General features: G+C 42.2%; 19 protein-coding genes. 8 read left to right on the top strand and 11 right to left on the bottom strand.

The window, feature by feature from the left end:
• Positions 1 to 120: 120 nt before the first annotated feature.
• Complete coding sequence (gene ychF, locus P2W82_RS02615) at positions 121 to 1,221, top strand: redox-regulated ATPase YchF (protein ID WP_336514279.1); 1,101 nt, start codon at positions 121 to 123, stop codon at positions 1,219 to 1,221.
• 84 nt (positions 1,222 to 1,305) lie between these two features.
• Here ychF and P2W82_RS02610 read toward each other — a convergent pair whose 3' ends face one another.
• Positions 1,306 to 2,397, bottom strand: a complete 1,092-nt coding sequence (locus P2W82_RS02610) for a fasciclin domain-containing protein (protein WP_336514278.1) — start codon at positions 2,395 to 2,397, stop codon at positions 1,306 to 1,308.
• A gap of 27 nt (positions 2,398 to 2,424) precedes the next feature.
• The gene (locus P2W82_RS02605) at positions 2,425 to 5,163 is read right to left on the bottom strand and encodes a TonB-dependent receptor (protein WP_336514277.1); all 2,739 of its coding nucleotides are present in this window, start codon (positions 5,161 to 5,163) and stop codon (positions 2,425 to 2,427) included.
• Positions 5,164 to 5,304: 141 nt separating this feature from the next.
• Between P2W82_RS02605 and P2W82_RS02600 the strand changes: the two genes are divergently transcribed.
• Complete coding sequence (locus tag P2W82_RS02600) at positions 5,305 to 6,240, top strand: phosphoribosylaminoimidazolesuccinocarboxamide synthase (protein WP_336514276.1); 936 nt, start codon at positions 5,305 to 5,307, stop codon at positions 6,238 to 6,240.
• A 37-nt stretch (positions 6,241 to 6,277) separates the two neighbouring features.
• Here the strand turns inward: P2W82_RS02600 and trhO are convergent, their stop codons facing one another.
• From trhO to P2W82_RS02565, 7 genes are all read right to left on the bottom strand, one after another.
• Entirely contained in the window at positions 6,278 to 7,327 is a 1,050-nt protein-coding gene (gene trhO, locus P2W82_RS02595) for an oxygen-dependent tRNA uridine(34) hydroxylase TrhO (RefSeq protein ID WP_336514275.1), read from the bottom strand.
• Positions 7,328 to 7,588: 261 nt separating this feature from the next.
• Positions 7,589 to 8,668 carry an agmatine deiminase family protein gene (locus P2W82_RS02590; protein WP_336514274.1) on the bottom strand — a complete coding sequence of 360 codons (1,080 nt, stop codon included), beginning with the start codon at positions 8,666 to 8,668 and terminating at the stop codon, positions 7,589 to 7,591.
• A gap of 41 nt (positions 8,669 to 8,709) precedes the next feature.
• Positions 8,710 to 9,591: a carbon-nitrogen hydrolase gene (locus P2W82_RS02585; protein ID WP_336514273.1), complete on the bottom strand. Its 882-nt coding sequence runs from the start codon at positions 9,589 to 9,591 to the stop codon at positions 8,710 to 8,712.
• Positions 9,592 to 9,650: 59 nt separating this feature from the next.
• Complete coding sequence (bshB1, locus tag P2W82_RS02580; protein ID WP_336514272.1) at positions 9,651 to 10,388, bottom strand: bacillithiol biosynthesis deacetylase BshB1; 738 nt, start codon at positions 10,386 to 10,388, stop codon at positions 9,651 to 9,653.
• Between the two features lie 80 nt (positions 10,389 to 10,468).
• Positions 10,469 to 11,098, bottom strand: a complete 630-nt coding sequence (locus tag P2W82_RS02575; RefSeq protein WP_336514271.1) for a DUF4294 domain-containing protein — start codon at positions 11,096 to 11,098, stop codon at positions 10,469 to 10,471.
• Between the two features lie 99 nt (positions 11,099 to 11,197).
• A complete protein-coding gene (gene ccsA, locus P2W82_RS02570; protein ID WP_336514270.1) occupies positions 11,198 to 13,654 on the bottom strand; it encodes a cytochrome c biogenesis protein CcsA in 2,457 nt (818 codons plus the stop codon).
• A 23-nt stretch (positions 13,655 to 13,677) separates the two neighbouring features.
• Positions 13,678 to 14,124, bottom strand: a complete 447-nt coding sequence (locus P2W82_RS02565; RefSeq protein WP_336514269.1) for a cytochrome c maturation protein CcmE domain-containing protein — start codon at positions 14,122 to 14,124, stop codon at positions 13,678 to 13,680.
• A gap of 286 nt (positions 14,125 to 14,410) precedes the next feature.
• Between P2W82_RS02565 and P2W82_RS02560 the strand changes: the two genes are divergently transcribed.
• From P2W82_RS02560 to P2W82_RS02535, 6 genes are all read left to right on the top strand, one after another.
• Entirely contained in the window at positions 14,411 to 15,451 is a 1,041-nt protein-coding gene (locus P2W82_RS02560) for an agmatinase family protein (RefSeq protein ID WP_336514268.1), read from the top strand.
• A 6-nt stretch (positions 15,452 to 15,457) separates the two neighbouring features.
• Positions 15,458 to 15,988 (top strand): hypothetical protein, encoded by a 531-nt coding sequence (locus tag P2W82_RS02555; RefSeq protein WP_336514267.1) that lies wholly within the window; start codon positions 15,458 to 15,460, stop codon positions 15,986 to 15,988.
• Between the two features lie 102 nt (positions 15,989 to 16,090).
• Complete coding sequence (locus P2W82_RS02550; RefSeq protein ID WP_336514266.1) at positions 16,091 to 16,690, top strand: hypothetical protein; 600 nt, start codon at positions 16,091 to 16,093, stop codon at positions 16,688 to 16,690.
• Between the two features lie 302 nt (positions 16,691 to 16,992).
• Positions 16,993 to 18,267 (top strand): radical SAM family protein, encoded by a 1,275-nt coding sequence (locus P2W82_RS02545; protein WP_336514265.1) that lies wholly within the window; start codon positions 16,993 to 16,995, stop codon positions 18,265 to 18,267.
• 235 nt (positions 18,268 to 18,502) lie between these two features.
• Positions 18,503 to 19,396, top strand: a complete 894-nt coding sequence (locus tag P2W82_RS02540; RefSeq protein WP_336514264.1) for a hypothetical protein — start codon at positions 18,503 to 18,505, stop codon at positions 19,394 to 19,396.
• A gap of 202 nt (positions 19,397 to 19,598) precedes the next feature.
• On the top strand, positions 19,599 to 20,897 hold the full coding sequence (locus P2W82_RS02535) for a bifunctional folylpolyglutamate synthase/dihydrofolate synthase (RefSeq protein ID WP_336514263.1): 1,299 nt from the start codon (positions 19,599 to 19,601) through the stop codon (positions 20,895 to 20,897).
• A gap of 51 nt (positions 20,898 to 20,948) precedes the next feature.
• Here the strand turns inward: P2W82_RS02535 and P2W82_RS02530 are convergent, their stop codons facing one another.
• Entirely contained in the window at positions 20,949 to 23,588 is a 2,640-nt protein-coding gene (locus P2W82_RS02530) for an FtsX-like permease family protein (protein WP_336514262.1), read from the bottom strand.
• Positions 23,585 to 23,911: a PadR family transcriptional regulator gene (locus P2W82_RS02525; protein ID WP_336514261.1), complete on the bottom strand. Its 327-nt coding sequence runs from the start codon at positions 23,909 to 23,911 to the stop codon at positions 23,585 to 23,587. The genes P2W82_RS02530 and P2W82_RS02525 overlap by 4 nt, the downstream gene beginning before the upstream one ends.
• Positions 23,912 to 23,988: the final 77 nt, after the last annotated feature.

The following is a 23,988-nucleotide window of genomic DNA, read 5'->3' as shown; positions in this document are numbered from 1 at the left end:
TTAATAAGTGTTCAAGATTCGGGTTTTTTAGGGATTAACCAAAACTATTCTTGCATCAACATCGGCCCTTTCGCGTTATCTTTGCCGCCGCAAAAAATAGTTTACCAATAATTTATATACATGGCATTACAAGCCGGAATCGTGGGATTGCCCAATGTAGGAAAGTCAACCCTGTTTAATGCATTAAGCAATGCAAAAGCGCAAGCGGCCAATTTTCCTTTCTGTACAATTGAACCTAACGTCGGAGTCATCACTGTTCCGGATGAACGACTGATTACGCTGGAAAAACTGGTTAAGCCCAATAAAGTTGTACCAACTACTGTTGAGATAGTTGATATCGCTGGTCTTGTAAAAGGTGCCAGCAAGGGCGAAGGATTAGGAAACCAGTTCCTGGGTAATATCAGGAGCACTGATGCCATCATACACGTATTACGTTGTTTTGATGATGATAACGTAATTCATGTCGACGGTAATGTACAACCGGTGCGGGATAAAGAAGTAATTGATACGGAGCTTCAGCTGAAAGACCTTGACAGTGTCGATAAGAAAATTGCTAAAGTTGAAAAAACAGCAAAAGGTGGCGATCGCGAAATTCTTCACAGTCTTGAAATACTGCAACTGATGAAATCGCACCTGGAGCAGGGAAAAAATGCGCGCTCATTATCTCTCACTCCGGAAGACAAAAGCAAATACATCGATGATATGTTTTTGCTTACTATGAAGCCCGTAATTTATGTGTGTAATGTCGATGAGAAAAGTGTGATCACAGGAAATAAACATACAGCGGCTGTTGCAGATGCCATTAAAAATGAAAAAGCAGAAATACTTTTTATAAGTGCTGCTATTGAAAGTGAAATTGCGGTGATGGAAAGTTATGAGGATCGTAAAATGTTTCTTGACGATTTGGGTCTGAGTGAAAGTGGAGTAAATCGCCTGATAAAATCAACCTATCGTTTGTTGAACCTCATTACCTATTTTACCGCGGGTGTTCAGGAAGTCCGCGCGTGGACGATCACGAAAAATATGCTTGCGCCACAAGCGGCAGGCGTAATCCATACGGATTTTGAAAAAGGATTTATCCGTGCAGAAGTAATACGCTATGCTGATTTTGTACATTATGGTTCAGAAGCAGCCTGTCGTGATGCGGGAAAACTTGCGGTACAGGGAAAAGATTATGTGGTGGAAGATGGAGATATAATGCATTTCAGGTTCAACGTTTAGAGTTGAACGCATAACGTTGAACGATAAACGTAAACAGCCGGCTTCAGATGGGGCCGGCTGTTTGTTATATAAGGTTATATGCATCTACTGTGGACGAAGTACCTGATCGATGATGTGATAAACTCCGTTTACCGCATGTCTGTCTTTGGCGACTATATTTGAAAAGGTTGCATTCGCCAGACCTTTGACACCTAAATCAGATGAAATAATGATAGGCGGTGCCGGATTAATGACGGTAGCCAGAAATGTACTTATTGGCGTTGGTGTTGCAGGAAAATTTACAGAAAAAGCTCTCGAAAATTTTACAGAAAAAGCCGGCGGTGGTGTACCACTCAGAATATGTACGTGATAGCCAAGGAGCCCCTGCATTGTCGCCACTGGAATAAAGTTGAATGCCGCGGGATCCGGAGGCAACCCATATGCTGCCAGCAGATTCTGGAATGCCTGGTTGTTGGGTGCAAAAATGGTAAGACTATACAGCGGGTTGGCGAGATAATCAGCAAACTTTGTACCTGCAGCTCTTCCCGAATCAGCCCGGGCAACTGCAGCAAGCAGATATCTCATTTCGGGATCACGTGATAATGTGTCTAACAGCACTCTTGTTGGCGGTGCGATTAACACCGGTGGATTGTGCATGATACCATTAGCAGCTTCAATATCCTTCCCTATGATCGGAATATTATTTACCCATACATTACTCCCGCGCCGCGAAGGATATGTGGTAAATTTTACAAATGGAATAGTATTTGGAGCAGGGAAAGTAAAAGCAGTTGGTAATTCTACATTTGGGTAATTCTCAGAAATATCACCAGTACCTAATTTCAACCCGGGAATGATATGGTATTGCACCAGTGCGGTAACTGTTGATTGAGGTAATAATCCGATCACGGTTTCATTCGGAATACCTGATGCAATGAAAGCATCATTTTTTGGTGCAAATAATGTGAAGGTTCCGGTTTTATTTGACAACGCAGTCAACATACCAGCCCTGGTCACTGCAGCTTTCAAAATCGAATATTCCGGGGCATTCAACAGATCAGCAATGGAATTTCCTTTCGGATCTGACTGTGTAATAGGAACGGGATCCGGCACGTCCTTATTACATGAAAAAAATCCGATTATCATTACAATCGCAGCGATTGCCGCTATCTGTTTATATTGAAATTTCATTTTCATATTCAATGATGTTTTCCTGTACATTGATTAAAAAATATTGTAGCCAAAAGAAACATAGTACAATCCGCCGATTGATGGATTCGCCATGGCTGTGACATAATATTGATTCAAAATATTGTTGGCTCCGATTCTGACAACTGATTTTATATCCGGAATTCTGTAACTGAACTGCGCATCCAGGCAGTGGAATGCGGGGACAGTGCCATTGGCAAGGTCACTTTCATAAAAGAACGCATCCTGCCAACGGTAAGCCAGATTAAATCCAAGTCTTTTGTTTTTGCCAAAAGCATTATTTCCTACAACAACGTTCGCTCTGTAATTAGGTGCATTGAAATACGAAATGTATCCTGCTTCAACATTGGAAAGATGATCGGAAGAAAAATTTGAGTTAACAAAAAATCCATAGTCAAATCTGTAGTCGAGGCTCACACCAAAACCGTAAGTTTTGACTTTTGTAGGTGAGTTGACAGGAACTGATATGTTTCTCCTCGTTGCAGGATTGAGTACATCGGTCGGTTGTGGGTTTGCTGTTGTTGATTGAAGAACAATTATCCTGGTTATGAAATCCTGGTATTGTCCCCAATACCCGTAAGCGTCGATCAACAGCCTTTGGTTTGCTAACAGTCCCCGATAACCGAATTCATAAGAGGTAACCATTTCAGGTTTGAAATCTCCAAAACTCTGCACTTTCAACTGACCGGAATTTTGCAGATCCGTAAGTGAGTAAACAGGGTTACCTGTAAAATTGTAAAATTCCTTCAGCTGAGGCACACCCCCGATCAGGATACCACCACCAACGGCAAGATTGATCCATTGCTGTTGTGTTGACGGGAAACGATATGCCTGCTGATATGAGAAACGAATATTATTGTTATTGGCGACTTTAAATACTGCCGTTGCTCTTGGAGTGAAACGTCCTTTGAAGTTGGAGTTTTTGTCATACCGACCCGACAAGGTGATTTTTAAAAGATCATTAAAAAAGGGTTTGGTTAACTGAGCGTACATACCCCACTCATTGATGGGAATTTTTCCCGCTGAATCAGCAAACAGCGTTCCCTGTGAGTTTAATACGAACCTTCTGTAATTACCACCCACCAGCAGGTCAGCAAATTTCCCTGTCAGGTGTGAGAAATTATACTGTCCTTCCAAAGCATACAGGTCGGTTCTGTCAAGAAATAATCCACCACCCTGGGAAATCGGTCTTGACCTTACTGAATCGTAAATTTTATTGAATCGATCGGACCCAGGTTGAGGTCTCCCGGCATCGGCAACATTTCTAGCCGCAGTATGCGCATCCTGGTCGGACAATCCGTTAAGTTTTGCGGTCAGATAGGCCTGTCCATATTGTGGAAACCATGCAGCCACTGAAGGTTTCCATGCTTCATTAAATATCCTGGTGGTAATCGTTGTATTGTATGACTGACCTGAATTTTCCTGCGTGGTGTATGCACGGAAAAACCAGTTGGTATGATTTAGTTCGAACTTATATTGCCCCATTTTCAGATCCTTCAGGGAATATCGGTCTGAACCGGTGTAAACAGTATTTCCTGTTCCGAAATAACCCATCAAAACGGCTTCGAGTGAATTGGTGATTTTATAGTTTAGTGAGCCTCCGAGTTTAAAATTAACTGTATTCGGATCTGTCACGTCCCGTTCATTGTAACCGGTGCGTGAAACAAGAATCGGGTTTGTTGTAAGTGTGGAAACATAAGGTCCCAGGGAAGGTAACGCTGCTGCTACACCATTCAACACGGCCCTGATGTCACCAGAAGTTTCATCACCGTAAACATTTATTCCATCATAGTTGGGATCTGTTCCCCTGGTGCCAGGAACGACTTCACCACCGGTGCCTGTACGCTTTACATTTCTACGATCTGCTGCCAGCCAGTCTTTTGCCTGAATGAACTCACTGGTTATTTTGAAGGCGAAGCGGTTACCAATTTTTTGAGCCCATCGCAGGTTCCAGTTATGATACATTGATGGATCGCGGTATTTCCCATCGGTATGCATAATTCCTTCCTTTATCTGGAAAGAAAGCCCCTGGTATTTGAATGGATTTTTACTGTTCACCAGGAGTGTACCGTTCATACCCCCCGGACCGTACAAAGCAGATGATGCACCCGGCAACAATTCCATGCTTTCAACATCCAGTTCGGATAAACCAATAACGCTGCCTACGGAAAAATTCAATCCGGGGGCCTGGTTATCCATTCCATCCATGATCTGGTTGAAACGCGTATTACCGCTACCCGCAAATCCGCGTGTAGTAACCGTTTTAAAAGTAAGACTGGAGGCTACCATGTCCACACCTTTGAGGTTGGAAACAACGTCGTAGTAATTAGCTGCCGGTGCATTTCGTAGTGCGGTATTGCTCACCCTTTCTACTGATACAGGCGACTCGAGGATTCTCTGTGGTAAACGAGTTGCGGAGATTACAACTTCCTGGCCCAATGCTGCAGACTGACTCATTGATATATCAGAAATTGCTCCGGGTTGGGTGACATTCAGTTCCAGGAATTCAAAACCTACTGAAGTGAAAACAAGCGTTAGCGGATATTTCTGTGTAGCGGGCAAGGCTAACCGAAAATTTCCATTCTCATCAGTAAAAGTTCCGTAGTCCGAATTCTTAACCGTCACCGATACGGCACTCACAGGATCTTTTGTTGCCGCGTTTCGTACTTTACCGGTAATGATTGATTGTTGGGAAAAAACTAAGGTTGGAAGCAATAACAGCAACACAGCTGCAAGGCCGGTAATTTTATTCATAAGCAAGTTCGTTTTGAGTACAAATCCCAGACAATTTAGGGATTGTTGCAAATACCGAAAAATTAATTTAGCACCCTTTAGCAAACCATTTTCCCGGGCAGTTCCACTTTGCGAAATCAACCCGCAGGCTTATTTTAGCGTATGAGCAGGTTTCAGTTTCCAAATCAAACAAATTACTATAGCGGTAAGGTAAGAGATGTTTATTATATCAAAGATAATTGGTTGGTTATGGTCGCCAGCGACCGAATTTCCGCCTTTGATGTCATCCTTCCCTACCCAATTCCTTTCAAAGGACAGGTTCTAAATCAGATTGCGGCATATATGCTTAAATCGACATCTGATATATGTCCGAACTGGCTCGTGGATACTCCGGCGCCTAATGTCTCCATCGGAAAAAAATGTGATCCCATAAAACTGGAAATGGTAGTTCGTGGAAATCTTGTCGGGCATGCGTGGCGGACCTATAACTCCGGACGCAGAGAACTTTGCGGGGTTACACTGCCTGATGGTCTTCATGAAAATGATTTTTTCCCTGAGCCAATTATAACTCCGGCAACAAAAGCAGAAGCCGGGCATGATGAAGATATTTCTGAAGAAGAGATACTCAATCAAAAAATTGTATCCAGGGCAGACTGGGAGATATTGAAAACATATACACTGGCCTTATTTCAACGCGGAAAAGAAATTGCTGCAAAACAAGGACTTATTCTTGCAGATACAAAATATGAATTCGGCAAAATAGATGGCGTAATTTACCTGATGGATGAGATTCATACGCCCGATTCATCAAGGTATTTTTATGCTGAGGGATTTGAAGAGCGGCAGAAATCAAAAGAGAAACAAAAACAACTTAGCAAGGAATTTGTAAGAGAGTGGCTGATCGCGAATAATTTTATGGGAAAGGAAGGACAGACTGTTCCGGAAATGACGCAAGAGTGGATCAAAACAATTTCTGAGAGATATATAGAACTTTATGAAAAAGTAACCGGATCGAAGTTTGTGCCACAATCACTCAGCAAGGATGAAACTTTTGATCTGGTGGTTGCCAGCCTCAATAAACTTGCTATTACTAACTAGCGGCAACAAGCAAGCGAAGAAATTTTCCAGAAAAATCTCAGGTGTCCTTTTCGGATGCCTTTTTTATTTCTTCCATCCGCTGCCTTGATTTGTTGAAAATATTCCTGCCTTTATCTTTTCCTTTTCTTCTTTCTTTTTGTTCCTCTGACGGAAGATTGATAAAATCAAGGCATTCATTACTGCAACAACCCTGGAGTTTCTCTTTACAACTTTCGCACTGAATAAATAACAAATGGCAACCACTGTTAGCGCAGTTAATATGTGTATCGCATGGTTGACCACAGATATGACATTGAGCGAGAATATCGTCTGTAATACGTTCGCCTAATCTCTCATCGAAAACAAAATTCTTTCCAATGAATTTATTTTCAAGCGACCCCTCCTTTACCTGTTTGCTATAATTAATAATTCCCCCTTCCAGGTGAAAGACATTTTTAAATCCTTTGTGCAACATCCATGCGCTTGCCTTTTCACAGCGTATGCCGCCCGTACAGTACATAATGATGTTTTTATCTTTCTTTTCTTCCAGCATTTCCACTACCATCGGCAGCTGATCGCGAAATGTATCGCTGGGTACTTCAATCGCATTTATGAAGTGACCAACTTCAAACTCATAGTGATTGCGCATGTCCACGATAACAGTTTCAGGATCTGTTGTCAGTTTATTAAACTCTTCCGCATTAACATAACCACCTTTGTTCTGCATATCAAAAGCAGGATCTTCGATCCCGTCAGCAACAATTTTTTTCCTTACTTTAATATCCAGAACATAAAATGAATTTGGACTTTCTTCCACCGCTTTGTTGAGTCTCGTATCTTGAAAACCCGGCTGTGAGTTTAAAAAATCGATGAAATTTTTGTGTTCATTTACCGGCACATTGATCTGCGCATTTACACCTTCAGTTGCAATGTAAATCCTGCCAAAAACCTTAAGACCATTTAGTTTTTTGTACCATTCATCGCGGAGATGTTGGGGATCCGGTATGGCTGTATACCGGTAAAATGAAATGGTTGTGCGGGGTGTGTTGTCCAGAATTGCGCGCTCTTTCAGTTCCTTGCGGGAAACGCGGTTGTGTAATACTGCCATGAGGTGATTTTAATTCCAATCTCGAGGAATCCCGGTTGCATGCCGGGCAAAATCCTAAAGCGCAGCAAAGGTAATGAATTAGTTGGCAGGCAGGGGTCGGGAGGCAGGAGGCAACAGCCGTAGTTATTGGTTGTAAATAAGAAATTGCGTGAACTCACTTCTTACCCAGAAATCCTCTTTTAACGATGCCTGCTATTTATCAGATACATCTGAATTTCATAGCTGAACAATGAACCTTCCGGCCGGAAGGCAGGACATGAACTACTTCTGACCTACCAACGGTTCCTGCTGACTCAGGCAATGAAAACTTCCCAATCCCCATATAATTTCAGTAGAATCGATTCCGATTACTTCCCGGTCAGGGAAACAGGCTTCAATTATTCTGATAGCTCTTTCGTCTTTATCGCTGCGGAAAGTGGGAACAATCACAAACCTGTTGGCGATGTAAAAATTTGCGTAGGATGCAGGCAAACGCTGATCTTCCCAAACCACAGCATCAGGCATGGGAAGTTCCACAATATTGAGTTGTTTGCCATTCAACAAGCGCATTTTTCCCAGGTCTCTCAAATTGGTTTGCAGCAACCCGTAATTTTCATCAGATTTTTTTTCTTCGATAACTGTAATCACCGTGTCTTCATTTACAAAACGAACAGTATCATCAATGTGACCATCAGTATCATCGCCGACTATGCCTTCTTTCACCCAAAGAACCTGTTCCTGTCCGTAGTAATCAAGCAGGAATTGTTCGATCTGTTGCTGAGTAAGATGTGGATTTCTGTTTTCATTTAGTAAACAACAGGTTGACGTAAGTACAGTCCCTGCCCCGTTAAATTCAACCGAGCCACCTTCCATTACGATCCCCGGATGATATACGGGTAAACCCAAAGCCTGTGCAACCAGTGTTGGAATGACATCATCAAGATCGAACGGGGGATATTTATTTCCCCATGCATTATAGCCCCAATCCACCACCGCTTTTTTTTCGCGTGCATTTGGGTTAATAAGAAAGGCAGGTCCATGATCTCTGCACCATGCATCATTTGTTGGGTGCATAAAGAATTCCACTGACATCATATTCACGTCTGCATTCAACAGCTGACTGATCGCAAAGTTTTTCATGTCTTCAGAACCAACATTGATCCTGACTTTTTCACTTTGAGCAAGTTTTTTAACGAAATATGAATAATAGGGAAAGATCGCATCGATTTTTCCGGGCCAGCTCGCTTCCTTATGTGGCCAGCTCAACCAGGTTGCTTCATGCGTAGCGAATTCTGCAGGGAAATAATATCCAGCTGCCTTGGGCGTAATGCTCAGATCAGTTTCCGGAACAAGATGCTTCACTCTTGATTTCAGTTTGAAAATGGTCAGAAAATACTATCGCACTACCCTACCTCTTCATCAATATATCGCTTTGTAATCGGCTGATAGGAATCGATTCTCCTGTCGCGGAGAAACGGCCAGTGTGTACGGTAACGGTCTGTCGACCGGGTATCTATTTCATGAACAATTACTTCCTCATTATCATGGGAAGCCTGGTATAAAATTGTGCCAAACGGATTTGCAATAAATGAACCTCCCCAGAATTTCATAGCGCCATTCTGTTCAAGACCTACCCGGTTTACACTCACCACATGAACACCATTGGCTACAGCATGACTTCTCTGTATCGTTTGCCATGCGCCATATTGTTCCGTGTTTGTAGCTTCATCCTGAGATGCTGCCCATCCGATCGCGGTAGGATAAAACAGGATCTCTGCTCCCATCAGTGCAGTAATGCGTGATGCTTCCGGATACCATTGGTCCCAGCAAATCAACACACCAATTCTTCCGAACCTGGTATCAAATATTTTATATCCGAGATCGCCAGGAGTGAAATAAAATTTCTCGTAATAAGCGGGATCATCAGGAATATGCATTTTCCTGTACTTACCAATGTACTTTCCATCAGCATCAAGAACAGCTGTGGTATTATGATAAATACCTTGTGCTCTTTTTTCAAAAAGGGAAGCAATAATTACAATACCAAGTTCACCAGCTATTTTAGCAAGCGCCTCGGAGGAAGGACCAGGAATTGGCTCCGCCAGTTTGAAATTTTCGTAATCCTCAACATCACAGAAATAAAGCGAGGTGAATAATTCCTGCAGGCAAACGATCTGTGCTCCCTTTGCGGCAGCTTCGCGAACTTTTGCAACTGCCTTGTCGAGATTCGCCTGTTTGTCTGCAGTACAGCTCATCTGCACCAGCCCAACTTTTACTTTTCCCATGATCTGAATTTGAGCGGCAAAAATACAACGTTTTACGTTACACGTCGAACGTTTAACGTTTAGGTTTCATTAAGCACCAGTGCATCCAACCGGCTTATTCCGATCTTTTTTTCTGTGATGAATCCTTCGCCATATTTAACTCCGATGCGTTTCCCCAACATTCGTGCCCTTGCAATTACGCTGTCGAGAAAATCAGGAGTGGAGATATAAGTCTGCGGACCTTCATTCCCTGAAGGGTCAGTGAAGAATTGCGTTGAATACGCTTTAATCGCCTCCATCCTTTCCTCGAAGGACTCACTGATGTCAATGATCAGATCAGGTTCGTGATACCAATCCTGCAGATAATGAAGAACATATTTAGGTCGCCATTTCGTTTGTGCGACACCGTTTTCATCCTTCGTTTCGATTTTTGCAAGACCGGAAAGAAACGCCGCGTCCCTGATCAGGTGCCCTGCGCGTCCATGATCCGGATGTCTGTCGTCAAGGATATTTGCAAGAATGATTTCAGGTTGAAATTTCCTGATTGCGGAAATCAGTTGCAACTGGTGTTTTTCGTCATTGACAAAAAAACCATCACGCATTTTAAGATTTTCCCTCGTCAGCACTTTCATGTGTTGTGCCGCCAGAGCCGCCTCTTTATAGCGTGTTTCAATTGTACCTCTTGTTCCTAATTCTCCCTGAGTAAGATCAATAATTCCTGTGCGTTTGCCCAGACGTTGTTCATTGAGTAAAGTACCGGAGCAGCCAAGTTCAACATCATCAGGATGAACGCCAATGGCGAGTATGTCAAGTTTCATGGTTGAAGACGCAAAATTTTTACGAAGATAAGGCACGTTTAACGTTGAACCTGCCTTTGCCGGCAGGCAGGTGTAAAACATCAGCTATCATGGTACATCCTCATCACTTCCTGAACGATCGGTTCCATTTCCGCATCTTCATCATTGGGATTGTAATGTTGCTTCAGACTGCTGCCGAACAGCCAGGCGATAGATTGCCAGAACTGTGCAGAGGCTCCGCCCTTGTATTCTCTGATGATTTCATAGCAGGTATTTTTTGTCTGGCGATTGATGAGCTTCATCAGAATTTTCCCCTGGTAGACGGAGAGCTTCGTCAGGGGATCACCGAATTCTTTTTTTAATTCTTTTTCACGGCTTCGGATATACGCTTTCCGTTGCTTTGGGTCAGGTATATTCGCGAGATGTTCATTAATGTCGATAAATATCAAACTGGCTTTTCTTGCATAGGGATAAGTAACGTAGACGGCATTACGTAACCGCGTCCACTTCCTGTATTTTTCTCTTTGTTCAGGAGTCATTTTCCCCCATACGTAAACCCCCTGCAATTCTGCATAGGTCATGGTATCCTGTCCAACAATAATAATGGGAACACTTAAAGTATCATTTCGTCCGGAGCTGGTTTCCTGAGCAAAAGATGATGAACCGATGAATAAAAACATCAGTACACATGTGAGGGTTGACATGGTATGTTTCCAGGCTCCAATTTGCATCAGACAACAAATTACTTCAATAACTCAGGAATTCATAACCATTCCACGAAAACATTGAGGTTGAACTGTTAAGATTTTAAGTGGAACGTTACCTGCTCCTCACCCGATCCGCGTACGATTAAATCTGTAAACCATGCTCACCATAAATCCAATGACCATGAAGATCGTTCCTAACCAAAGAAGGTTGATCATCGGGAAATTGAATGCCTTTAAGGTGATATAGCGCATAACAGCATCGGATTCTTTTATTCCGACCTGAATTTCGCCGGAATTCTTTTTAATCAGGTTGAAGATTACGCTCTGAGATATGACAGTATCAGTTTTAACGGTAGGCTGATTGTCCTTTACAAAATAAGCCGGCTGTACCTGGAACTCTCTTCCATCCTTTGCATACACCGATACTTCTGAAAGCCATGCACTGTCTACCACCGGCAAATCTTTGTTGTCATATTTGTTAGCAGAAATAATCCTGTTGACTACGGCAAACCCGTTGGAGTAGAAAACAGTATCTCCGGCTTTGACTGTTCTCATCCTGAATGTTGCAGTATCGGAAATGTTATCAGGATTCAACCATGAGGTAATATAAACGAATACGTCGTGGTGGATATAATGTTTTGATCCGGGGTTCGATGAAAGATTGGTGCCCTCACCTGATTTTACGAGGAAAGCATTGGGCTGTACATAGAAATCCTTTTTGCTGTTGCCCGTAGAATCAAGTTCGCTGAATCGGATCTTGAAATATACCCTGTTGTTTTTCTTTTCCGTTGAATCACCTTCGTAAGTCACCATGTATTTTCCCATTGGCGTTGGTATGCCATGGATCAAAGTGAGGTTTTCCAGTGGATTTTCATCTCTTCCTTTAGCATCCTTTAGTCCAGGCATCGCAATACCTGTACGATTCAAAGAGAGCAATTCCTTATTCGCAGAGGAAATTAAAATGCCTACAATCATCATCCCAAAGCCAACATGGGCGATTGCTGCACCAGCAGCTTTGAGATTCCCTTTGAGTACAGAAAATATGTAAGCTCCATTCGCGATTGCAGCAAAAATGGCCGCCCACAAACAAAGATGAATAGCAACCAGAAATCCAGCGCCATGTCTGTCGTAGTCAATTCCACCAACAAAACTGATGATAGCTGACACAACAATTGCAATAATTGCTGGTAAAGCTATTTTTGAAATAAAGTACTGGCGAGTTGTGCCTTTGTATTTTAAAAACTGACCAAATGCAGAGAGAAATGTGATAACCAATGCCACCATGATCATTACACGGTTGTACACGTATTCTACATTCTCCCCGATCGCCCATTGGGTCCCGAAAAGTTTGTTGATAAAAGGCAGCGATGTAAGTATGATGACGTATATCGCCGCAACAAAAAACAAAAGCGATCCTACAAACATCCAGAATTCACGCGAATGCATGTTTTCTTCATTCCTTACAACAGGTATGGACTTCCTTCTGCGTATGTAAAGTATTACCGGTATTGCGGCAAAAACGCCTATCATTAATAAAAGATGCCAGTAAAGTGAGTTGCCTTCCCCGGTAAAAGAATGTACTGAAGTGTCGCCCAACACGCCGGTACGTGTAAGAAAAGTAGAATAAATGACCAGCAGAAAACTGATCGGAATAAAAAGATAGGTTGCCTTGAGTGAAAACCCGGTACTACGGAAAATCAGCATTGTATGAATGCCTGCAACCAGCGTTAGCCAGGGCACCATTGATGCATTTTCAACCGGATCCCAGGCCCAGTAACCCCCAAAGGTCAGTGATTCATATGCCCATGCTGCTCCCATCATCACACCAAGGCCGAGTACTCCACCACAGAAAAGAGCCCAGGGCATTGCGGGAGAAATCCACCCTTTATGATCATTTTTCCATAGCCCTGCTACTGCATAAGCAAATGGTACCAGCGATGAAGCAAAACCGAGAAACACAATAGGTGGATGAATGACCATCCAGTAATTCTGCAGGAGAATATTTAATCCGTTTCCATCGCGAAGATATTTGATGAGATACTGAGGGTCTTTGAATATTTCGGCGTCGGGAAATTCATTCCTCATCAGTACAAACGGGCTTGAACCCAGCCTTACATCAAAGAAATAGATACCGGTTAAAAATGTTGCAAGGAACAATTGTACCAGTGATGCCATCGTCATTACTGGTGCTTCCCACTGTTTAGCGGTGCGCAACAAAACCAAACCAATCACACTGTTCCAGAAACTCCAGAGCATAAAACTTCCTTCCTGTCCTTCCCAAAAACAACTCAGCAGGTATTGCATATCCAGGCTGCGTTTGGAATGCTGATGCGCATATTTATACTCGAAGTAGTGATTATAGATGATCAGGTAGAGGGTAATAAAAATGGCAAATACAGCAATTGCATTCAGTACAAACGCCGTTCGTCCCATTTTCTTCCAGCTTTCTGCCTCAATGGGTGTTCTGGCAACTGTCGATTTATAGAATGCCATTGTCGCAACCAGTGATGCTGCAAATGCCAGCAATGCGACAAAGTGGCCGATCTGGCCAATAACTAAATGTTCACCTTCGTACGGCATGATATAGGTTCAGGGAGTATAAATTAATACTTCTTTTCATCGGTTGCAGGCGTATTTGCCTCTGATGATGAAGTATTCAATTGCTTCATTTGCTGAGTAGGATCGTCTTTGTATTTGGAAGGACATTTCAGGAGAATTTCCTTACACTGAAAAACCTCTCCCTGCATTTTACCTTTAAGTACAATGCGCTCGCTGTGTTCAAACTCCGTCGGTTTGGAATTAAGATAGACAACTTTTGTTTTTGAACCCAGCGAATCAATGGCGTAAAAGCTCAGGTAATTGGGGTCCTTGATCGGGTCATACTCTACCGGACTGGTCTTATCCAGTTTGGCAATCAGGTGTACAAATTTTCCTTCTTTGTTTCTTGCCGAAGCGATCGAATCATAAGTGGAAATATCCTGCATCATGGTTATTAACCCGGCAATAACCACGGCAATCGCCACGAGCATAATGATCTGCAGTTTCTTCATGAGTCTGCTTTGTTAAAAGCATTGCAAATTTAGTTGAAAAATGCAGTCGAAATTTCAATACATGGATAAAGATTGTTAAAGCTGGGATTAGAATTTAGGGGTTAGTTATTAACATTGGCTTTCCCGGACTCTCCAATTGGAATAACGACGGGGGATTTCCGGGAAATAGACTAACCCTGCAATTTCTATTTTTTGGTGCTTTCCCAATCTAAACTAACTTGCACCCTTTCCTGTAGAAAACCGCAAGATTCGATTTGGCGGAATTGTCAATAATTTTCGAGCTATTATGGCTGATCTTTCGCTATTTGACCACAACGCAGCTGGCAACCCCAATAACAACATATTTGGCCTCCCTTTTACCGAAGATGATGCCAGCCTGGTATTGGTACCTGTTCCCTGGGAAGTTACTGTAAGTTATAAAGCCGGAACTGCCCGTGCGCCGGAAAGGATGTTTAAATCAGGACTTCAGATCGATATATTTGATGAGGATATGCGCGATGTATGGAAAAAAGGTTTCTATATGCGCGAGGCCGATAAGAAGATCCTGCTCAAAAGCGATTATCTGCGCAAAGAAGCTGAACTCTATATCAATTATATTTCCCAGGGTGAAAATATCTCCAATAATAAGTTCATGTGTAAAACCCTTAAGGAAGTCAATGAGGGTAGCATGTTTTTGAACAAATGGGTGTTTGACCAGACCTCAGAGTTGTTAGAAAAGGGAAAACTTGTTGGAATTGTTGGCGGAGACCATAGTACAGCTTTAGGATTTCTAAAAGCACTTGCAGAAAATCACTCATCGTTTGGGATCCTGCAAATAGATGCCCATTGCGACCTTCGCGAAGCCTACGAAGGCTTTACCCACTCTCACGCTTCTATCATGTACAATGTACTTAAGGAAATTCCCCAGGTAACAAAAGTAGTACAAACCGGTATCCGCGATTTCAGTGATGGTGAATTTCAATATATTAACAAAAGTGAAGGTAGAATTTCAGCATTTACAAGTAAACAGATCAGAGAGCGTATATACTGTGGCGAGACCTGGAACAGGATCGCTGAAGACATTGTTTCAGAATTACCGGAAAAAGTATATGTGAGTTTTGATATCGATGGTCTTGATCAGAAACTTTGCCCCTATACAGGCACACCAGTACCAGGCGGGTTTGAGTTTGATGAGATCAATTTTCTTTTAAAAAAACTCATCTCCAGCGGCAAAAAGCTGATCGGTTTTGATCTCAGCGAAACGGGTATCAGCAGTAATGAATGGGATGAGAATGTCGGTGCGAGGGTACTGTTCAAATTGTGTCATTTCATGGTGGCTTCCAATTAGATTTTTATGGCCGCCCATCAATATGTTTTTTCTGTAAGAGATCAATCTGCGAAAAGACAGCGTACTACAATCAATCTTCTTATTATTCTCGGCATTATAATTTTCCTCGTTCGGTATTACAGGGACCTGAGCATTCTCAACCTGATCGCAGCAATATTGATCACCTCAATGTTTTTCTGGAATATATTCACTGTGAAATTCAGGATTCCGGGACATTTCACTCTTCTCATCATCGGACTTGCACTAATATTGATTCCGCTTTTTAACCTCATGGGGATTTTGTTTTTAGTATTGGCTTTTGTTGCTTACAGATTGGCCCGTCCTACAAAAGTGAGTATTGGCGAGGAAGGAATCGAGCTGATTTCTTTATGGAAACGGCAGATCATGTGGCAGGAAATACAACACCTTATTTTAAAAGATGGACTGTTAAGTATTGAGCTGGCCGGAAATAAACTTCTTCAATTGGAGCTGGCTGAAGATTCCCGCGTCAGTGAGCCGGAGTTCAATGCATACGTGAAGAGTAAAAGAAATATTTGATTGGCAGATTGAATTACCGGTTACCCCGGGATTCGTTTGGAAATAATTACATAACCTTTTATGGAATCTGTTACCTAACGCATCACAGTCGAAAAGCTGCATATGAGTCCAATTGCCGTCTCCGTAATCCATCCGGATTTTCAGCAGGTAAAAAAAGCAGGAAGACCTCTGCATCTGTTAGCTGCTATCCTGATTGTTGCAAATGCATTTCTTTACGTTCAGCTCCCCGATGCGAGCAGGTTTTATTTCTGGGCTCAGTTATTGGTAGCTGCAGACATACTTGTGTTGATTGTCGCCGGAAAAGATCTGATGTCGGATTCGCCAAGATTCAACTTGTTTTTCAGACTCACTGAGGTAATTGTATTTTCTACCTTTTGCATTTTGCTTTTAATAAGACAGGATTGGATTGCAGGAATTATCCAGGCCATCGTCGCAGGATCATTTATTTACCTTTTTTACAATGAGAAAAAAACGATCGACAAAGAGAGAATTTCAATACAACACTTAGGCATCAACATTCCCGGGATTCCCAACGATATCTTTATTCCCTGGGTGGAAATTACTGATGTGGAAATAACGAACGCCGAAATCATAATGATCACTCGCTCAGAAAAGATCTACAGGTACGAACTCAATAGAGAACTTTCAGTGGATGACCTGGAGATTATTAGTCAGTATAAAGGATACTATTTGAAGAATTAGTTCATATTTCATTTTCATTTTCTGAGGCACCGGGCAGAGCAGCAGATCATTTTTTCTCATATTAATGAGATTCTGTGTTACTCCAATTTCAAATTGTGCGCTAATATTTTTTTTGATTTTTTTAATCGCTTGTACCGGGATATCTATTGCCTGCCGCGTATTTTTAAAATTATAGTTTTAAAAGCCGGCTGTTCACTCCTGCCTTCTGCCTCTTTACTCCCGCCTTGCCACCAAACTTTCAATTCTAAAAATTAAACTTTGAACTAAATTTGCGCATGAGTTTTTTGCGCAAATCCCCGTTCGTGCTGTATTCTGACGGAAAGGGTAATATTTTTGAAGACAGGTCATTGTACGCGATCGGGCGAAGCGGTTGGGATGCTTTTGAAGTAGAACTCGCTTCATGGATCCCTCTTCCCGAAGGCGGTTCCTTATACGAACTACCCGATCGGCGCGGAATAGGCATTGATGTCAGAACCGGTGAGATGCGGCTTTGCGAAAAAGGATGGGCCGTTGCTGCTTTTATCCCCCCGGCGCACACTGGCCTATACCTCGCAGCTTTTGAATCAAAACCCGAAGCGGAAACATTGCCTTTGTTTTGTTACACTGCAGCCGGATGGTTTAACAATCAATTTTATGTGACTGCGTTGAGGATTGAACAGGATATCCGCCAGGAATCTGCAGGATATCACGAGAATGAGATTGAACACGGTGTGGAAAAATTGCTGAAAGCCTATCCGCATAACAGACTTGTAAAACATCTTGCAGAAAATTGCTGTCTTACTTATCACTGTCCTGCCGCAAGAAATTTTTTTATAGGAAGATGGGAATGTCCGGTGCCTTCATCACCGGCATGTAATGCCAATTGCATCGGCTGTATTTCTTTTCAACCTTCGGATGAAACGATTACTTCGACACAGGACAGACTTCAGTTCAAACCGTCTGCCGAAGAGATCGTTGAATTTACCGTGCCTCACCTGGAGACGGCGCCCTATCCGATTGTCAGTTTTGGACAAGGTTGCGAGGGCGAACCTTTGCTCATGTGGGAAACGATCCGGGAAAGCATAACCGAAATGCGTAAACATACTTCAAAGGGAAGTATCAATATAAACACAAATGGCTCAAAACCCGATGCAGTGCGAAAGTTATGCGAAGCGGGATTGAATTCTATTCGTGTAAGTACCAACTCTGCGCGGAAACATATTTATGAAAAATATTACCTCCCTAATAACTACGTGTTCGAAGATATTGTGGAAAGCCTGAAAGTGGTAAACAGCTTCGGTGGATGGACCTCTATCAACTATTTTGTGTTCCCTGGTATGACTGATAGCGAAGAAGAATATGAAGCGCTGCGTAAGCTGATCCGCGAAACAGGTTTGAAAATGATCCAGTGGAGAAATTTTAACATTGATCCTGATTGGTATCTCGGAAAGATTCGTGTGACTGACACGGGAAATGCATTCGGTATTGCCAATATAATGAAGGAATTAAAAGAAGAGTTTCCTGATCTGAAATATGGCTATTTCAATCCGCCAATAGAGCGGATCAAAGGGGATTTTGCAGCTGATTTTGCGCATTGATGATAAATTGCCGGTTGCCAGTTATCAGCATAAGTGCAGAACGTTTAATATATTGTAAAAAGTGAAGTAAGGATAGGTAATCGGTGCGTCTTTCAAACTATTACCGTTCAGCTGGCTGTTTCAAAATATGAACAATGAACTTTGAACTCACTACCAGCCAACTAATGTCATCTGATAACTTTTTTCGCATACTCCTAACATAATAGGTTTTAGATTTGTACTTACTACCCATCTCATGAACGATTTCGAAAGACAAAAGAATCTGAAAGCCGGCACCATCACAGGTATCATCTGTGGTCTGTTGATTTTTCTGGCCTTAATAATATCCTGGGCTCCTCCTGCACCTCAGCAGATTCCGGAAGAAGAAGGAATTGAAGTAAATCTGGGAAACAGCGAGACAGGGATAGGTGATGTGCAACCTTTAATTCCCGGGCCTCCGGCTGCAGAGGAAAAGGAAGTCAACACTCCTCCCAGGACCCAGGTTACTGCTGCGGATCCTTTGAAAGAAGTGGAAACTAACGATAACGATAAAGAAGCTCCGGAAGCTGTGATTCCCAAACCCGTTAAACCAGAGCCCAAAGCGACAAAAGTTCCCGAAAAGGAAAATGCTGCACCGGTAAAACCAACGACAACAAAGCCACAGGTGGTGGATAATCCAAAGCCGGCTCCGCCAAAACCAAAGAATGTATATAAGGGAGGTGACGGATCCGGAAGCGGTGGTAACAATGCAGATACCTGGAATAACAGTAAAAACCAGGGGGTAGCTGGTGGTAAGGGTGACCAGGGCAAAATAAACGGCAATCCGGATTCTGATAGTTATACCGGGAGTGGTGGCTCAGGTAAGAGTGGTGTTTCCATTTCACGCGGATTGACAGGTCGATCTTTCAGAAGTCTGCCTTCTTTTGAAGATGAGTTTAATGAAAATGCAAAAGTTGCTGTTGATATCCGTGTTGATAAAGCAGGAAATGTTTTAAGTGCAACTTATCAGCCCCGCGGCTCTACAACATCCGACGCAGGCATGCGCGAGATCGCACTTCGCAAAGCAAGGCAGTTAAAAATGAATGCAACTTCAACGGGTAGTGACGAACAACTCGGTACCATCATTTTCAATTTCAGATTGAAAAATTAGTCTTTCAAAAAATCGTAGCAGAGAATTTCTTTTAAATTTTTAAGCTGGTAAAAGGGTTACAGAGCGTATATTTTTGATCCCGTCCTTACTCCAAACTGATACCCGTAACACCTATCACCCACCACTTTAAACTTTCGAGTTTAAACCTTCTACGCTTATCTTTACACTTTTCACTGCTCCTGACTTTTACTCCTTACTGTAAATGACTTATACGGAAACCCTCGATTTTCTCTATCAACGTCTTCCGATGTTCAGTCGTATCGGAACCGCAGCTTATAAAAAAGACCTGGGAAATACAATTGCGCTTTGCGATGCTCTTGGTAATCCGCAGAATCAATTTAGATCAATTCATATTGCCGGCACAAATGGCAAAGGATCTGTAAGTCATATGCTGGCTTCCGTTCTGCAATCAGCAGGATATTTGACGGGTCTGTACACTTCGCCACACCTGGTTCATTTCGGGGAACGGATCAGGATCAATGGTGAAATGATCAATGAAGAATTTGTGGTTGATTTCACGGAAAAAGTAAAGCCACTGATCGATAAAATCGAACCGAGTTTTTTCGAATTGACGGTAGCTATGGCGTTTTACTGGTTTGCGGAAAAGCGGGTAGATGTTGCCGTTATTGAAACGGGCTTGGGTGGAAGACTTGACAGCACGAACATCATTTTACCTGAGTTATCTATCATCACCAATATCAGCTGGGATCATGCAAATATCCTGGGAGATTCGCTGAAAAAGATCGCGGGAGAAAAAGCAGGCATCATAAAACCGCATACACCGGTAATTGTTGGAGAAACTGATGTTCAAACCAAAGATGTTTTTAAAGAAAAAGCAGACGAATGTTCCTCTCCTTTAATTTTTGCCGATCAGCAATATATGGTCGCAGATTGGAAATATGAACATCATCATTTGACAGTGACTGTGGAAGATGAGTTAATTCACGAAAGGCAAAACATCGAACTTGACCTCACCGGATTTTACCAGACCAAAAACTTACTACCGGTACTTTCTGCGATACCGATACTGCACAAGCGTGGATTTAATATCAGCAAAGAGCACATAAAGTCCGGATTGCAAAATGTGAAAAAATTTACAGGACTTCATGGTCGATGGGAACTGATCCATCAAAAGCCCGATATCATTCTTGATGTAGCACACAACGAAGCGGGAGTCAGGCAGGTAGTTACTCAACTCGAGTTAATGAATTACGAAAACCTGCACATTGTGTTAGGCATGGTTCGTGATAAAGATATAAATCCGGTATTGAATCTGTTACCAAAAACTGCAAGGTATTATTTTTCAAAAGCACAGATTCCAAGAGCACTTTCTGAAACTGAGCTTCAACAAAAAGCCAGCGAATACCATCTGACAGGTGACATATTTGCCGATGTGAATATTGCTATTCAGTCTGCAAAAAATCATTCAAAAAACAATGATCTCATTTTAGTTTGCGGCAGTGTGTTCCTTGTTGGCGAAGTTAATACTGCTAAATTTTAATTGATTTATTTCAATTCCTAATATTCCTTGTTCACGTAACTATCAGAGGAACTATTCTGACCGTAACGTTTTCACTGGATTCAATCTTGCTGTCTTGATTGCCTGGTAACTTATGGTGATGAGTGTAATTGCTGTAGCACAAACGGCTGTTTCAACGAATAGCCACCATGAAATTCCTGTGCGGTATTCAAATTTCTGCAACCATTGATTCATCAGCAAATAGGCAACCGGGGCCGAAATCAGACAGGCGATCAAAACCAGCCATACAAAATCAACAGAAAGCAGACGCCACAGTCCTGCAACAGACGCACCAAGTACTTTTCGAATACCAATTTCCTTGACACGGGTTTCAGCCATATATGAAGCTAGTCCCAGTACACCAAGACAACTGATAAGCACAGCAAGTATTGCGAAGAAAGTCGCCAGGTTTCCTATTGTTTCTTCTTTACCGAACTTGCGTGCGTATTCCTCGTCGGCAAACTCGTATTCAAACGGTACTGCTGGTACAATGTTCTTAAATACTTTTTCGACAACCGGTAAAGCTTTACTCATACTAACCTTTGGATCGATTTTAATGTTGATCCAGCTGGTGGACCCATTATGTCCTTTCAGAAAAAATATCGCCGGTTCAGTAGAGCCGTAAGGGGATTCCATAACCGGATCTTTAATCACTCCGAGAATTTTATAATTTAATACACGGCTCTTATCAGTCCACCAATACCAACTAACGGGTTCGCCTATGGGATTTTCCAGACCCATAAATTTTAAAGCGGACTCGTTGATAACAATTCCTGATGAATCTGTGAGAATCGCAGGGTCGAAGTCGCGCCCCTGGATAAATTCCCATCCAATGGTTTTACCATGAAGAGCAGAAACCGCAAGTGTTCCGAAACTTTGATCCCAGTTTGGCTCATGGTTTCCCCACTGCCATCCGTTGTTATTAGAATACATTTGAGTTGCGGGCCCCATCGATTCCGAAACTTCATAAACCGTTCCCGTTTTTTTTAATTCATCCCGGAGAATCTGATACTTGCCTGTAAAATCATCAGTTCTTTTATGTACCATTATCAAGCCATTGCGATCGTATCCAACCGGGCGATCTTTTGCATACTGGATCTGGCGATATACAACCGCCGTACCTATGATCAGGATCACAGATATGGAGAACTGGAAAACTACCAGGACTTTCCTGGGAATAGATGTTATCTTACCCGTTTTAAGTGACCCCTTCAATGCCCTGATGGGGTTAAATGATGAGAGATAGATCGCTGGATAAAAACCTGCGAGCAGACTTGTAATAAAAATGATCAGTATCACCGAAACCCAGAACCATGCACTGGTAAAAGGGATTCGAACCTGGTCAGTTGTAATTTTATTAAATAGCGGAAGAATAAGTATTGTAAGCATTAACGAAACAGCAAAAGAGAGCACAACGATTAAAAATGATTCAGTAAAAAACTGTGTTATTAAACGGCTTCGGTCGGAACCAATGGTTTTGCGGACGCCGATTTCTCTTGCTCTTTTTTCGGCCCGGGCTGTGCTGAGATTTATAAAGTTGATACATGCTAAAAACAATACAAATGCTCCAATCGCTCCTACCAATTTGATCATGAGTAAAGGTTGCATCTGGCCTTGCCGAACGTAAGTTGGATGCAGGTGCCAGTCACTCATAGGATAAAGAGTCAAAGCGGCATTCTCTTTTTTTCTCTGTTCGATATCTTCAGGTGCAAAATGCAGTGCGTTCCTGATTTTACCCGATACAACATCATAGGTCTGATCTTCGGGAACCTCAACATAGATTCTTAAAAAATGATTTCTCCAATCTGTTAAAGCTCTTTGCTGGATCCATTTGTTTTCGGTAACAAACAAACTCCATGGAGTAAAAAATTTTACATCACTGAATGTCGTATTCCCGGGAAAATCTTCATACACCCCCGTTACTTTTACATCACTGCTGTTATTGAGTCGCACGGTTTTATTGATTGGATCCGCATCACCGAACAACGCGATTGCAATTGATTTCGATAATATTATTGAATGCATTGGCTCCAATGCCTTGCGGTTACCTCTGATCATTTTCAATGTCAGCATTTCAGCAATTTCCGGATCAGCAGATAAACCTGCCGACAAAATTTTTGTATCTCCGGCAGTAAGAATTTTTTCCATTGAAAATGTTGTTCTTACAACATGCTTGAAATGCTGATTGTAATTTTCCCTCAGAGCGGTGCTTAAAGGAAATGTCATTGTTGTGGCCAGGTACGGTTCCCCATTTTCCTGCCGGATTCCCGACTCCGCAACCTGAGCAACGCGATCATAATTTTCGAAATATTGATTGTAGGACAATTCGTGGAAGATCCATAATCCATTTAAAATTGCCACCATCATTCCGATGGCAAGACCGCCAATATTAATAGCTGAGTAGCCCTTCTGGCGCAGTAAGTTGCGCCAACCGATGGTGAAATAAGTTTTATGCACGGCGATTGTTTTAAGATTAAACTTTCCAAGCGGTTTTATATATTCCGGTCTGAAATGTTTAATAACGGACCAAACAAATTTCCACCTGGCCCTTTGAGGGAATTGTATTGCCTCTTTATCAAAAATTTCGATCAGGTCACCCTCGACTTCTTCGATACAATCTTCCCGACAAAACCATCGGAGAAATGCAGATGCTTTTGCTGGTGGCCGAATCATCCGAAAGAAATTTTGGGAATGCGTTTATAGATACTGTTTCTCAATTCGTATTGAGTATCCAGCATTTTCTTTCCGAGTGCAGTAACTACATAATATTTTTTCCTCCTGCCACCGCGATCACTGGTAATCCCGCCATAACGGGACCTTACAAATCCCTTGTTCTCCATCCGCTTCAAAGCCACGTGAACGGCGCTTATGTTTAATGATTTCCCAAGTTTTGCCTCGAGCTCATCCAGTATCGAAACCCCATAAGCTTCGTCATGCAAAGCCGCCACCATTAATAAAACGAGTTCTTCAAATTCGCCGAGAGAATGGTCAATCATTTTATAGAATTTGCTTAACAAAATAAATGTAATTCATTTGTTTCACATTTGTTAAGTAAATTTTTACAGGAATGCAG

Source organism: Pollutibacter soli, from assembly GCA_029269725.1.
Lineage (GTDB): Bacteria > Bacteroidota > Bacteroidia > Chitinophagales > Chitinophagaceae > Pollutibacter > Pollutibacter soli.
This window is presented reverse-complemented; position numbering and strand designations above follow the sequence as displayed.

Excerpts from the sequence above, each read along its gene's own strand:
- ychF (WP_336514279.1), top strand. The coding sequence starts at position 121 with ATGGCATTACAAGCCGGAATCGTGGGATTGCCCAATGTAGGAAAGTCA.
- P2W82_RS02610 (WP_336514278.1), bottom strand. The coding sequence starts at position 2,397 with ATGAAAATGAAATTTCAATATAAACAGATAGCGGCAATCGCTGCGATT.
- P2W82_RS02605 (WP_336514277.1), bottom strand. The coding sequence starts at position 5,163 with ATGAATAAAATTACCGGCCTTGCAGCTGTGTTGCTGTTATTGCTTCCA.
- P2W82_RS02600 (WP_336514276.1), top strand. The coding sequence starts at position 5,305 with ATGAGCAGGTTTCAGTTTCCAAATCAAACAAATTACTATAGCGGTAAG.
- trhO (WP_336514275.1), bottom strand. The coding sequence starts at position 7,327 with ATGGCAGTATTACACAACCGCGTTTCCCGCAAGGAACTGAAAGAGCGC.
- P2W82_RS02585 (WP_336514273.1), bottom strand. The coding sequence starts at position 9,591 with ATGGGAAAAGTAAAAGTTGGGCTGGTGCAGATGAGCTGTACTGCAGAC.
- bshB1 (WP_336514272.1), bottom strand. The coding sequence starts at position 10,388 with ATGAAACTTGACATACTCGCCATTGGCGTTCATCCTGATGATGTTGAA.
- P2W82_RS02575 (WP_336514271.1), bottom strand. The coding sequence starts at position 11,098 with ATGCAAATTGGAGCCTGGAAACATACCATGTCAACCCTCACATGTGTA.
- ccsA (WP_336514270.1), bottom strand. The coding sequence starts at position 13,654 with ATGCCGTACGAAGGTGAACATTTAGTTATTGGCCAGATCGGCCACTTT.
- P2W82_RS02565 (WP_336514269.1), bottom strand. The coding sequence starts at position 14,124 with ATGAAGAAACTGCAGATCATTATGCTCGTGGCGATTGCCGTGGTTATT.
- P2W82_RS02560 (WP_336514268.1), top strand. The coding sequence starts at position 14,411 with ATGGCTGATCTTTCGCTATTTGACCACAACGCAGCTGGCAACCCCAAT.
- P2W82_RS02555 (WP_336514267.1), top strand. The coding sequence starts at position 15,458 with ATGGCCGCCCATCAATATGTTTTTTCTGTAAGAGATCAATCTGCGAAA.
- P2W82_RS02550 (WP_336514266.1), top strand. The coding sequence starts at position 16,091 with ATGAGTCCAATTGCCGTCTCCGTAATCCATCCGGATTTTCAGCAGGTA.
- P2W82_RS02540 (WP_336514264.1), top strand. The coding sequence starts at position 18,503 with ATGAACGATTTCGAAAGACAAAAGAATCTGAAAGCCGGCACCATCACA.
- P2W82_RS02535 (WP_336514263.1), top strand. The coding sequence starts at position 19,599 with ATGACTTATACGGAAACCCTCGATTTTCTCTATCAACGTCTTCCGATG.
- P2W82_RS02530 (WP_336514262.1), bottom strand. The coding sequence starts at position 23,588 with ATGATTCGGCCACCAGCAAAAGCATCTGCATTTCTCCGATGGTTTTGT.
- P2W82_RS02525 (WP_336514261.1), bottom strand. The coding sequence starts at position 23,911 with ATGATTGACCATTCTCTCGGCGAATTTGAAGAACTCGTTTTATTAATG.